Genomic DNA, 12689 nt, shown 5'->3' on the forward strand with positions numbered 1-12689 from the left:
CATGTGGAAGAAGCAGATCATCTGCGTCATCATCAAGATGTAAAACCTATATATGCAAAACGTAAAGAAACGATTGAGCGTGTATTCGCTGATGCAAAAGAAAAGCATGGTATGCGTTGGACTACTTTAAGGGGACTTAAAAAATTGTCGATGCAGGCGATGCTTACTTTCGCTGCCATTAATTTAAAGAAGATGGCCAATTGGACATGGCGAGGTCCAAAAATGGCCTAACATAGTGGGCTCGTGTAGAGCCCCAATCTCTTAACTTTAGGCGGAAATTCAAAGGGAATTTCAAAAGRGGTTCAGAATTTTTTAATTCCGAACCCCTTTTGTCTACAAACTGAAGCGACAGGACTTTACCTGTCGCTTTTTTTTCATCATTCAGGCTATGCTCCCTGATTTATATCCTTTTTACGCCTCTCACGCTCTTCTTCCATGCGTTCAATGTATTTCTGGCCTTCCTTTTCAATCCAAGCATCATCTATGAGGCGTTCCTGCCTAGCTGTCCAAATTGACATGACTGCACTGACAATTATTCCAATAAACRCGAACCAGATCCAAATTGGCATGTCCATTCCCTCCCAAAAAATCTACTATTCATTTACTAGAGAATATGCTCGAACAAAAAAAATATGCTTCTTTCTCCATCGAGAAAGAAGCATATTTCATTAAAATGTCGGTTTATAGAATGAACGATTATCGAGCGCGAAGACTCTTTCCGTAAATTCACCCGGCTTCACTTTTTCCAAGGCGCGGTCCATCATATTTATCTTGGCATCCATATTATCAATATAATGCAGCACTTCCGCTTCCCTAACCATCGGCGGCTTGGGACTGCCCCACTCAGCTTTACCATGGTGGCTTAATATCAAGTGCTTGAGAATCATGATTTCTTCCGCTTCAATGCCCAATTCCTCTGCAGCTTTACCGACTTCATTCACCATGATGGTGATATGTCCCAATAAGTTCCCTTCCACTGTATAAACAGTCGAAACAGGTCCAGATAGCTCATGCACCTTTCCAAGGTCATGCAGAATGACCCCTGCATACAAAAGATCCTTATTGAGGGAAGGATATAGGGTTGAAATGGACTTAGCCAGCCCTAGCATCGAAACAACGTGATAGGCCAGTCCCGACATATACTCATGATGGTTCTTGGTGGCAGCAGGGAACGTCAGGAATTCATTTTGATATTTTTTTATGAGATGCCTAGTCACCCTTTGGATATTCGGATTCCTCATTTCAAAAATAAATTGAGTGATGGTTTCCATCATTTCTTCCTGACTTAAAGGAGCCGTTTGAATTAAATCGGCTTTCGTGACCCCGTCAGTATCTGAAGTAATTCTAATATTACGGATTTTCAATTGGCTGCGTCCTCGATAATTCTGGACTTCCCCTTGAACTTTCACTGTTGCTTCCGCACAGTATGTTTTCTCATCAGCCTCGGAAACATCCCATAGCTTTGCCTCTATCTCGCCGGTTTTATCGCACAAAATCAATGTTAAAAAAGGCTTTCCATTACTTGCCACCGCTTTTGTACTCGTTTTAATGTACATATATATATCTACTACTTCACCAATTCCGTAGTGTATGATCCCATTTCCCATGCGACTGCCTCCGTTCAATTAAATATCAACATTATAACATACCAATCTCGTTAGTGCGTTTAGTTTTCGTTAATAAGTGATAGACATTGGACAGGAAAAGCCAAAGCATTGCCGTCTCTTATCACTCCACAAGAAAACCAGGCTTGACCCCAAGCCTGGCTCTCCAATCAAATCTATTTCAACAGTTTTTGTTCGGACAATACGCGCACTTCTCCTGGCCATCAATTCGGTAATATAAACAGCATGTCACCCGTTTATATGGGTTCATGGATTCCGGGACACTTTTTTCCCCAATGAATCGTTTAAAGGGGGAACGCGTTTCAATATCCAGCCATACCTCATCTTCAAGAAGGATTTCAATGTCCTTTTCAACTCGCGTCTTTATATCAGTTTGCTTCAATAACTCACTATACATCCATATCGTATAGCTCCAAATATTTTCCCAGAGAACTAGTTTCGATATTTTAGCAGTTCCGGAAAAGAAGCGAATGGCATCAGCACCAAATCTGATCAATATGGAATGGAGGGCAGAAGGGCTTTCCTTTTCCGTGACATGGCTCCACCTGTTGGTTTTCAGCAAAAAAATCGGGAGCCAATGCTCATCTTCCGGATCATCCAAAACACCAAAGTCCTGAAGTGTACCTTCCCAGATAAGCCGATGTTTGCTTAATATGTACAATTGTGCCGTGACAAAAAAAGCATAGCGTCTGAACCACATTGAAATGGCTATCCTTGACGTTTCCGCCCCAGTCCGGGATTGTGCATACTGAATAAGCTCATCAGCATGATTGAAGGTCTTGGAAACTTTGGCTACATCTCGAAAGGATATCCGGTATCCCTGAAGTTCTTTTTCAATGGCTGGTGTGAGGTTATGCATTGGCCAGCGCTTTTATCTGAGTTTGTGCGTAGCGCCCTTTACCAAACGGGACGCACATGGGACTGCCGAAAATTGGATCAAAGGATATTTGACATTCCATGCTGAATACATGCTGTACCAATTCAGGCGTGATGATATCCTCCGGCCGGCCTTGAGCATGTATCGCCCCATTTTTAAGTGCCACCAGATTATCCGCATAACGGCAAGCTAAATTCAAATCATGAAGCACCATCACGATCGTTCGGTTCTCAAACTCATTCAAGTCGAACAATAAGTCCAAAATCTCGATTTGATGGGTCATATCAAGATATGTAGTCGGTTCATCCAACAAAATGACATCCGTATCCTGAGCAAGCGTCATGGCTATCCATGCCCGTTGCTTCTGCCCTCCCGATAATTCATCGACTGCCTGATCCTTTAAATCGGTCAGATTCGTTGCTTCAATCGCCTTTTGAACTTTTTCTTCATCCACGGAACTCCACTGTTTCAACCAACTTTGATAAGGATATCTTCCTTGTTTAACAAGTTGATAGACGGTAAGCCCTTCAGGAGCAACCGGGGATTGCGGAAGAATCGCCATCTTTCTCGCTACATCCTTCGATGGCATGGTTGAGATCGCTTTGCCTTCGAGCAAGACCGAGCCGGATTGAGGTTTTAACAATCGGGCTACAGACCTTAGAAGTGTTGATTTTCCACATCCATTAGCACCGATGAATACCGTGATCTCCCCTTTGGGTATTTCTATATTCATATCATTTATGATTAATTTATCACCATAACCGAGCGATAAAGACTGAGTGTTAATAGCTGGTCGCATTAAAATACTCCCCTTTTAGTCTAATAATACCATTTTAATGAAAATGATTCTCACTGTCAATCTTAAAAAGGAATATAAACCATAACTCCATGTCCCATTCCTCTTATATGATTCATTAAAGTGAATGCTCCTTTAAAGATATGAAGCTTCCTTTGGAAACATTAATCTAAAAAAACCAGCACATTATACTTTCATTCATCACTGCCTGTAGCTTCCGAACGATAGTCCATTCTCCCCCTCTGCGAATTACTATCGGAATTTCCAAACTCCATTTAGCGGAAAATAAAAAAAGCCCTCCATATGGAGAGCCTTTTAACCGACAAGCAGGCGATTTGTACAATGTTCCAGGGATTCATCCCTAATGAAGGTAAATAAATCATGATCGATAAAAGGAATGATTCCTTCTGCAATATTCCATGCATTGACCTCTATTTGATAAAGGATTTCTGATTTTCCTGTACGGTGCAGCTCCTCACTAAGCACAGCAAGATCGGGGTCTAATGCGTGCCCCATCTCATGTGTGAGAATCACCCATGTATATTCCTCAAGCCTTGCAAGCGAGCCTAGGGAGCGTTCACACTGAATTTCAATATCTCTCTCATATAAAGTGATGCGATGACCTATGGCAGAATATTTTCCCCCAACACATCGTTTACCAGGAAACTCCTTTTCGATGATTAACTCCAAAGAAGAATCATGACGGCTTACAAACTCATTCCTATTCAATGACTTCACTCTCTTTATCTATAGTTTAAGACCCATTATATTTCGGGGATGATCAAATCATTCATATTTTGGCGCAATACGGGGCTGGATAGACGAATCACTTGATTTTCACTAAAGTGCTCCATTATATATCGGTGGCATGTAAAAAATAAGATTTGCCGCTTTTCCGAAACTTTTTTCAATAACTCAAGCATCCGTTTTGTCCTTTCCGCATCAAAATTGACGAAACTATCATCAATGATGAGAGGGAATGAATCATTTTCAAAAGTATGATCAGCAAGTGCGAGCCTTAAGGAAACATAAATTTGCTCAGCTGTCCCGCGGCTGACCTCTTCAACCCTGAAACTCAAACCATCACTGCGCTGTACCAAAATCCCTTCTCCCGACTGATCAAGAATGATTTTCCGATAGTTTCCAATCGTTAAAAAGGAAAAATGCCGCTCGGCATCAGCGATCACCTTCGGCAGACGCTCCCTTTTATATCGGTCCAATGTTTTATTCAATAAGCTTTTGGCTATTGCCAATTTCGCCCATTCCTTCGCCTCTTCGTTAAAAGCAGCTTTTTCTTCATGAAAACGATGAAGTAAATCATCATAAATCCCTGAAACTTCAAGCTGTTTTATCTTATGCTTCGCATCCGCCCGCTTCTCTAACAAAAGGGATTTCACCTTTACAGAATCCTTCCGTTTMTGTTCCAAATTCTCAAATGTATAAGTATTGATCCCCTGTTTTAAATAAGATTGGATTTGATCAGGCAGCATTCTGGATTGCCCAATTTGAATGGTAATCAAATCAAGCTGCTTTTGTAAGGTGATTTTCTTTTCGGACAATGCAGCGACATGCCTGAATTCTTCCTCGTCCTTGACCTTCGCTAACTTAAAAAGCATTTCCATTTCTGCATCAAGATAGCCATTTTCCATCGTCAGCTGCTCGATTTCGTTCGTCAAACGACTTCTTTCCTGCATCCATTGCGTTAACTGAACGGAGAATTCAACCGCTTTATTCAACTCCCGTTTCAATTGGCCAATCGCTTCCCTCCATGTGGATGTTTCAAAATCAAGGCTATTTGCAAAATGAAATAAAGCCTTTGATTTACCCTCAAATTCTGCCTGGAGAAAATCATGCCTCTTGATTGTTTCATATTTCCTATCAACGGCTTCCTTCCATTTCTCAAGAAGTTCAAATACAGATTCAAGATTAATTTCCATTCCAGGATAAGACAGACCCCAACCGCTTAAGATCTTCCTCAATTCTTTATCCAACCGGTCCCTGCTAGCTTCCCAATCGGCATACTCCTGAATCGTCGATTCAAACGCTTCCTCCCTTTCTTCATATTTGAAACTTTCACTTTCAAAGCGCCTTTGGAGACGTTGGTCCAGTTCAAGCAGCCTCCCCATCGACTCTCCTTCACTCCCTTTATTGGTTTCACTTCCAATTGCAGCCCTTTTCCTTTTCATCTCATCCAATTGCCTGATATACCCGGACGATATATCATCACCTTTAAAGAGATACCTGGAAACCGCAAACAGAACAGCTACGGCTAGAAGTATCACCCCCAACAAAATCTGTTCACTGAAATAACTTCCGATTGCACCTAAACATAGTAGCACTATTAAACTGCCATTCATGATATTTGAACGTTTGTGATTATCCGCTTCCTTCTTCCTCTGTAATCCCAATTGCTTTTCAAGTTCAAGTATTTGTTCATCAAGAATAAGGGATTGTGCTGCTTCAAATTCGATGTTATTCTGCTTGTTGTATAAGGACTCCAGCTCGATTCTTTTTTCATCTGGCAGTAACTGGGCCTTAATCTCCTTCAAGCGGGCTTCTGTCGTTTCCAGACTTCCCTTTTGAAGTTCATATTTCTCATCGAGCTGTTTTTTATCATTTTGGAGCTGATGCTTTTCCCTTTCGGCCCTTTTCACCTTTTCCTTCATGAATGTACTGATATCCAGTTTTCTTATTTCCTCATCAGAAACATCCAAAAATAATTCCTGCTTCACCTTTTCGATATTCTTTTCTTCCAACAGCGTTTCGTGTTCCGCTTTTCTAATATCCAGCTCGAGCTTCTCCAACAATGTTCCTTGATCGATTGCATGTTCAATTTGCTCTTTATGCTCCTTGATGAATGGATTGATTTTGATTTCCGTGAGTTTCCCCTCTAGTTTGTTCATTTTCTCAGTCAATGCAGCAAGTTGGGCTTTCATGGGGATTCCAACTGCCTGTAGCTGTTCAAGTCTTTTTAAGCCATCAACAAGAAAATTCACATCCGGAATTTTACTTATTTCAGCCTCTAGTTCCCCCTGTTCTTCAACCAAGGGTTTAATTCGCAAAAAAGCACTTACGTTAACAAGATTTTCTTCAATCTCTTGAATATCCCCCGTGACTTTAGAGAGCTCCTCCTTAAGTTTTGCTTCTTCCTGAAGTAATGCCGTATATGACTGCTGTTCTTCTTCAGATGCTTTCACCTTTTTCTGCAATTCCTTAAGTTCTTTCATTTTCACATTCAGTAAAGGTTTTTGACCTGATGGCTTGAACCTTGAATCGAGCTCTTTTTGCAATTTCGTTTCGGCTTCAAGTAGTTTATCATTCCCGATCAGCCCGGCTGAAAGCAGATATTTACTCATCGTACCTTCACTTAGTGTATGTAATCCCTGCAGACCTTGAAGGTCAAAAGAAAAAATGGCTTGGTAATAGTTTTTATCAACGCCATGAAGAATCTCATTCAATTCATCCTCGCCGCCGACCCTTCCATCCTCGAAGGTCAATTTCACATCACCAGTTGCTTTTCCCTTCACACGTTCAATAACGATTTCCCCGTCTTTTTTTGTTATGAGGCTGAGCCTTCCCCCATATTTGGCATGCATTTTGGGCTCGTAACGCGGTTCGATTTGAACCTTTGTCGGAAAACCAAACAGCATACTATGAATGAAAGACATGAGGGTTGACTTGCCCGATTCATTTTCCCCAAAGAAAATCTGCAGCTGTCCCAATTCAGGAAAACGCTGATTTTCCAGTTTGCCGTAACCATAAACATGGAGGTCTTTAATAATCAATTCCGTTGCTCCTCCCTACACTCATTTATTCGCTTCAAAAACGTGCAAAAGCCATCTTTCCGCTTCATCCAACAGTTCCCTCTGCTCATCCGGCTCTATTGAATCAAGAAACCTTCTTGCTCCCTGATGAATGTATAGCGGGGCAAGAGCAGCCTCCGTATCATCAAATTCAGAAGCAAGCCTGGATACCTCAGCCAGAAATGGCGATATACTTTCATTTGACCTATTCATAGGAATGGACTGGATGAGTTTGATTTTATACACCCAGACAAATGATTCCCCTTGGTCCCCTTCCTGCAAAATCCGGGTCAATTCCTCAAGATATTCMCCGGTAGCTCCTGCTGCATCACCTGCATCCAGTTTCAACTCCAAAAGAAAGCTTCTCCCATCGAAACCCTTCCGTTCAATTACTTCCTTGCATTGCTTGAACAGGGCATCAAATCCACCTTCTGCAGATAATTCAATTGTTTCGCTTTCCCATATCACCTCAGAGGTTTCAATAAAAGAATGGCGCTTCATGTCCCCATCGAATTCTATAAGCATGCACCCTTTGACGCCTGACTCCTTTCTGTTCCTGCCTTGAATATTTCCTGGATATATCACAAGCGGATCTTCTGAAACTACCTGATGTTTATGAATATGGCCTAATGCCCAGTAATCGAAATCTTTGGCAGCAAGTTCCTTCATTGAAAAAGGGGCATACGGGCTATGTTCGGAATTGCCTTCCAAATTCCCATGAAGCAGACCTATATGATAATCGGCCCCTTCAGCTTTTATGTAGGTTTCGATCATTCTCTCCCTTACTTGACGGCGCGGATAACTGAATCCATAAAGGTGGACAGTCGTCCCATCGATTTTTTCAAATCGTTTCATTTCGGTTTGCCCTGAAAATACGTGGACATTATCCGGCAGCCCCACAGTAATCCATGAGCCGCTAAGGTGATCATGGTTACCATGAATGATATAGGCAGGGATTTGATGTTGCTGGAGTTTTTCCATCTCGGTCCGAAAGCGGACCTGTGTTCGGAGACTCCGGTTTTCCCCATCAAATAGATCCCCCGATAACACGATAAAGTCAACCTGACGGGTAATTGCCTCATTAATGATAGTTTGAAAAGCTTTAAACGGACTTTCCCTTAATTCCTTTAATATAGATGACGGCATATCCTTCAACCCTGAAAAGGGACTATCCAGATGGAGATCTGCCGCATGAATGAACTTCACACCGCTCAAAAGTGTCACCTCAATTTCTTTCAATATTTCATATTCTATTTTAACATGAGCAGAACATACTTTCCCATACATTATTATTTTAATACGTCATCATGCAGTATGGGCAAATTCAACAGGAAAAAGACCGAATGGCGAACATTGTTTCATTCACGGCATTCGGTCTTTTTCATCAATTAAAGATATCCATACTTAAATAGCGTTCACCATTATCCGGCGCAATGCATAATACTCGTTTTCCGCTTCCAAGACGACGGGCTTCCTGCAGGGCAGTCCAGACAGAGGCACCTCCTGAAGGCCCAATCAATATCCCTTCCTTCGAAGCCATATCCTTCATGGTGGAAATCGCATCTTCATCAGCCGCTTGAACGATTTCATCAAATACCTCTGTATTTAAGATGCTAGGGATAAAACCAGGGCTCGTACCCACTAACTTGTGGGGACCAGGCTTTCCTCCGGAAAGAACTGGGGAACCCTTAGGCTCGACAACGACAACCCTTAAATCCGGCAGATGTTCTTTCAAGGCTTCACCTGTACCGGTTATCGTTCCTCCCGTTCCGGCAGTAGCGACAAAAACATCCAGGTCTCCATCCATCTGATCCAGAATCTCGACTGCTGTCGTCACTCTGTGAATATCAGGATTGGCTTGGTTTTCGAATTGCTGCGGAATAAAGCTATTAGGAATCTCTGCTGCGAGCTCCTCGGCTTTACGAATGGCTCCCGGCATCCGCTCTGATGCAGGGGTGAGGACAACTTCCGCTCCGTATGCCTTTAATATATTGATTCTTTCTTTCGACATATTATCCGGCATGACCATAATCGCCCGATATCCCTTAGCCGCGGCATTCATGGCAAGCCCAATACCTGTATTCCCTGATGTTGGTTCTATGATCGTAGCCCCGGCTTGAATGATACCATCCAATTCTGCCTGCCTAATTAAATTGAAGGCAGCCCGATCTTTTACACTGCGGCTCGGATTGAAATACTCAAGTTTCACGAATACCTCAGCGTCACCCTCCGCTGTTAAATGATTAATCCTAACAACAGGTGTATCTCCTATCAATTCAGTGATATTATTAACGATTTTTACCGTCATTCAAAAAAACCCCCTTCGATCCATACACTTCCAACATGCACTTTCACTCAAGTTTATTATATCATTTATGATTTTTCATTTTAAAGAGAGAATTCCTCTAGTATAAATAGGTTTTGTTTTCATTCTTTCCAAGCTTAAAGGAAAAAAACGAGAAGTTAGTTCGATATAGTTACTTTTTCAAGATATTCAGCTATGTATCAATATTCCTTGTCTTAATAGATTCACTCACATAACAATAGTCAAAATTGACAGATAATGATAAAATTTTTATAACAGTTGATAACATTTTTGATAAGGGAGTTTTTGAAAATGAGCAGAATATACAAATTAACCGTTTTTGAACCGTCAGGGGAAAAACTATTGGATGAATCATTTACAGCCGAGAATGATGAACAAGCAAAAGAATTGGGACAAAATCTATTGAAGGAAAAAAACTATCAAGATCAAACACATCGCTGTACATCGCCTTCAGGCGCTTTATTGCTTTTTCATCGCTGATTGAAAATGGAAGCGCAATCACTAAAAATATGATCAAGTTTTCCATACTTTCCTTATATAAAAAAAGGCCGTCACTGGAAAGTGACGGCCTTTCTTATTCATTTTCCAATGAAGTTCGGTTTCCTTTTTTCCACGAACGCTTTTATTCCCTCTTGGTGATCCGCTGTTTGGCGCATTTTCATCTGAGCAGCTTTTTCAATCTCAAGCATCTTAATTAATAGCGGGCGATTTTTTTCACTAAGGATCTTTTTCGTTTTAATCATGGCCTGCACCGGACTTTGCAGCCAAGATTGCACTTTTTTCTCTACCGCATGTTCCAAGGTTCCGTCTGCCACTTCATGAATGAGGCCCTTTTCTTTTGCTTCAAGCGCTGTAAGCACTTTACCTTCCCAGATCAATTCTTTCGCACCCACTTCACCAAGACGGCGTTCAAGGAAGAAGTGTCCTCCGCCATCAGGGATTAATCCAATCCCGATGAAATTCATCGCAACCTTACTTTCCGAATCGGCAATAAGATGATCCGTTGCAAGAGCTATACTCAACCCTAGCCCTGCAGCTGCACCATGAATGGCACTGATGGTCAATTTAGGCATGAAGTATAGGGTGGTCACCAATTCACTGATTCCATCCATCAGCTCATCGAAAGCGTTTTCTTTTCCAGGCGAGAGCATCATCTTAATGTCACCACCAGCGGAAAACGCTTTCCCATTCCCTTTTAAAATGACGACGTCCACTTCATCATTCTCGCTCACTTCCTTCAGGGCATTAATGAAATCATGCAGCATTTTCGGATTTAGAGAATTCATTGCCTCTGGACGGTTCATTGCAACAGTGGCCGTCCTGTCCGAATATGTGACTAAAATCGTGCCTGCAGATGATGTCGATTCAATACTCAATTTATTTCCTCCTCTTTCGTTCTATGAATCTATTATATATTCATCAACCATTATGAGAATAGGGTGAAAAGTTATAATTAAACAAATATTCCATTATTTATTGATATATTTATCCTGAAGCTGATCACGCAATGCCCTTTTCAAAAACTTCCCAACGCCGGTTTTTGGGATTTCTTCCAAAAAGACCACTTCATCCGGCAGCCACCATTTTGCAAACTGCGGTTTTAAAAATTCGATGATGTCTTCCTGGGACACTTGTCCCTTGTATGCCTCCTTCAAGACAACACAGGCGATCGGCCGTTCCTGCCACTTTTCGTGAGGCACTGCAATTACCGCCGCCTCAAAGATTCCTTCATGGGCCATTAAGGCATTCTCTATATCAACGGAAGATATCCATTCACCGCCGCTTTTAATCAAATCTTTAGTCCGGTCAACGATTTTCACGAATCCTTCTCCATCAATCGTGACTACATCTCCTGTATAAAGCCAGCCATCTTTAAACGTATCCCCTGACCGCTCATCCTTAAAATACTCATTGGCAATCCAAGGACCCCTAATCAGCAATTCTCCCATTTCTTTTCCATCAGGCTTCACTTCGCCATCCTTACCCATCACTTTAATTTCTATCATTGGCGAAACAAGGCCCTGCTTGGCCTTCAACTCATAAAGTTCTTCTTCTGGGAGGTCTTCCTGATAGCTTTTGGGTTTCGATATAAATACGAGCGGGCTTGTTTCAGTCATTCCATATGCATGCAGGAATGGTATCCCATACTTTTGTTCAAAGGTTTTAATCATGCTTTTCGGAGCAGCCGACCCTCCGCATAAAACGGCACGAATACTGCTCGTATCATGGCTGCCTTCTTCCAGCTCCTTCAATAAGCCCAGCCATATCGTCGGAACCCCTGCTGCGATAGTAACCTTCTCCGTCTCTATAAGCTCCGCCAAAACCTTTGGGGTGAAATAGGGTCCTGGCAAAACCATCTTCGTTCCAAACCAAACACTGGCAAAAGGCATGCCCCAGGCATTCACGTGAAACATCGGCACGACAGGAAGGGCCACATCACGCTCACTTATTGCTGTAGAATCGGCAAGCCCCAGTGCAATCGCATGCAGTAAAATTCCGCGATGCGAATAAACCACACCTTTGGGGTTCCCGGTCGTGGCGGACGTATAACATATGCCGGCAGGTGCATTTTCATCCAAGGTTTGGATGAATGGCTGTTTCGGATTTCCTTCGGCTAATAATTTTTCATAATGATAAATAGGTGAAAGGGTCGTTTCAGGCAGCTCATCTTTATCCGTCATAATGATATACCCTTCCACTGTCGTTAACTCATCTTTAATTGCTTCCAAAAGGGGGATGACATCCGGATCTATCAATAATAATCGATCCTCCGCACTATTGACGATATAAGAAACATGTTGAGGGGACAAACGCATATTGATTGTATGTAAGACAGCACCATGACAAGGAATCGCAAAATAAGCTTCTAAATGCCGATGATGATTCCAGGCAAGCGTTCCAATACGGTCACCTGTTTGAATACCGAATTTTTCAAGATTACTGGTCAGCCTTCTTGTACGCTCAGCAATCTCAGCATATGTAAATGTGTGAATGCCACCATCCGTACGCGAAACTACCTCTTTCTTCGGAAAATATTTTTCAGCTCTCTCAATGATTTGAGTCATGATCAATGGAGTATCCATCATTACAATCTCCCCCTTATATTAAAAGCATGCTCATTATATATTCGACCAGAAAAAAAATAATCCTTTTTCCCTAGGTACCTTTTATATTATTTTAGATCTGTCTTTATTTTGATGATATTTCCATATCTGTTTGACGGCAAAAAGCGGATTCAGAAAGGGAGCGGATTTTTGAAATC

At 41.9% G+C, this 12689-nt stretch carries 12 protein-coding genes; 2 read left to right on the forward strand and 10 right to left on the reverse strand.

The window, feature by feature from the left end:
* A partial coding sequence (locus AC1DVB_RS21470) for a transposase (protein WP_477590864.1) occupies positions 1-231 on the forward strand: 231 nt, incomplete at its 5' end.
* A 155-nt stretch (positions 232-386) separates the two neighbouring features.
* Here AC1DVB_RS21470 and AC1DVB_RS21475 read toward each other — a convergent pair.
* From AC1DVB_RS21475 to cysK, 8 genes are all read right to left on the reverse strand, one after another.
* Positions 387-569, reverse strand: a complete 183-nt coding sequence (locus AC1DVB_RS21475; RefSeq protein ID WP_477590866.1) for a sporulation YhaL family protein — start codon at positions 567-569, stop codon at positions 387-389.
* Positions 570-668: 99 nt separating this feature from the next.
* Complete coding sequence (gene yhaM, locus AC1DVB_RS21480; RefSeq protein WP_057275794.1) at positions 669-1607, reverse strand: 3'-5' exoribonuclease YhaM; 939 nt, start codon at positions 1605-1607, stop codon at positions 669-671.
* 178 nt (positions 1608-1785) lie between these two features.
* Positions 1786-2484 (reverse strand): (2Fe-2S)-binding protein, encoded by a 699-nt coding sequence (locus tag AC1DVB_RS21485; RefSeq protein WP_057275793.1) that lies wholly within the window; start codon positions 2482-2484, stop codon positions 1786-1788.
* Positions 2477-3301, reverse strand: a complete 825-nt coding sequence (locus AC1DVB_RS21490; RefSeq protein ID WP_053534077.1) for an ABC transporter ATP-binding protein — start codon at positions 3299-3301, stop codon at positions 2477-2479. Before AC1DVB_RS21490 ends, AC1DVB_RS21485 begins: the two co-directional genes overlap by 8 nt.
* A 312-nt stretch (positions 3302-3613) precedes the next feature.
* Positions 3614-4027 carry a hypothetical protein gene (locus tag AC1DVB_RS21495; RefSeq protein WP_034314717.1) on the reverse strand — a complete coding sequence of 138 codons (414 nt, stop codon included), beginning with the start codon at positions 4025-4027 and terminating at the stop codon, positions 3614-3616.
* Between the two features lie 35 nt (positions 4028-4062).
* On the reverse strand, positions 4063-7083 hold the full coding sequence (locus AC1DVB_RS21500) for an ATP-binding protein (RefSeq protein ID WP_477590869.1): 3021 nt from the start codon (positions 7081-7083) through the stop codon (positions 4063-4065).
* Between the two features lie 21 nt (positions 7084-7104).
* Positions 7105-8340: a DNA repair exonuclease gene (locus tag AC1DVB_RS21505; RefSeq protein WP_235568095.1), complete on the reverse strand. Its 1236-nt coding sequence runs from the start codon at positions 8338-8340 to the stop codon at positions 7105-7107.
* 145 nt (positions 8341-8485) lie between these two features.
* On the reverse strand, positions 8486-9409 hold the full coding sequence (cysK, locus tag AC1DVB_RS21510; RefSeq protein ID WP_214769481.1) for a cysteine synthase A: 924 nt from the start codon (positions 9407-9409) through the stop codon (positions 8486-8488).
* A gap of 309 nt (positions 9410-9718) precedes the next feature.
* On the opposite strand from cysK, the gene AC1DVB_RS21515 reads away from it, so the two are divergent.
* The gene (locus AC1DVB_RS21515) at positions 9719-9907 is read left to right on the forward strand and encodes a YhzD family protein (protein ID WP_048677954.1); all 189 of its coding nucleotides are present in this window, start codon (positions 9719-9721) and stop codon (positions 9905-9907) included.
* Between the two features lie 98 nt (positions 9908-10005).
* Here AC1DVB_RS21515 and AC1DVB_RS21520 read toward each other — a convergent pair whose 3' ends face one another.
* Together AC1DVB_RS21520 and AC1DVB_RS21525 are read right to left on the reverse strand one after the other, a co-directional pair.
* Positions 10006-10803, reverse strand: coding sequence for an enoyl-CoA hydratase (locus AC1DVB_RS21520; RefSeq protein ID WP_082609205.1), 798 nt, complete (start codon positions 10801-10803; stop codon positions 10006-10008).
* A 93-nt stretch (positions 10804-10896) separates the two neighbouring features.
* Positions 10897-12513 carry a long-chain fatty acid--CoA ligase gene (locus AC1DVB_RS21525; RefSeq protein ID WP_057275789.1) on the reverse strand — a complete coding sequence of 539 codons (1617 nt, stop codon included), beginning with the start codon at positions 12511-12513 and terminating at the stop codon, positions 10897-10899.
* Positions 12514-12689 lie beyond the last annotated feature (176 nt).

It is taken from the genome of Peribacillus sp. P4_D6, from assembly GCF_056401795.1.

What these genes read in the sequence shown, in the direction of transcription:
- yhaM (WP_057275794.1), bottom strand. Translation starts at nt 1,607, where the DNA reads ATGGGAAATGGGATCATACACTACGGAATTGGTGAAGTAGTAGATATA.
- AC1DVB_RS21485 (WP_057275793.1), bottom strand. Translation starts at nt 2,484, where the DNA reads ATGCATAACCTCACACCAGCCATTGAAAAAGAACTTCAGGGATACCGG.
- cysK (WP_214769481.1), bottom strand. Translation starts at nt 9,409, where the DNA reads ATGACGGTAAAAATCGTTAATAATATCACTGAATTGATAGGAGATACA.
- AC1DVB_RS21515 (WP_048677954.1), top strand. Translation starts at nt 9,719, where the DNA reads ATGAGCAGAATATACAAATTAACCGTTTTTGAACCGTCAGGGGAAAAA.
- AC1DVB_RS21525 (WP_057275789.1), bottom strand. Translation starts at nt 12,513, where the DNA reads ATGATGGATACTCCATTGATCATGACTCAAATCATTGAGAGAGCTGAA.
- AC1DVB_RS21490 (WP_053534077.1), bottom strand. Translation starts at nt 3,301, where the DNA reads ATGCGACCAGCTATTAACACTCAGTCTTTATCGCTCGGTTATGGTGAT.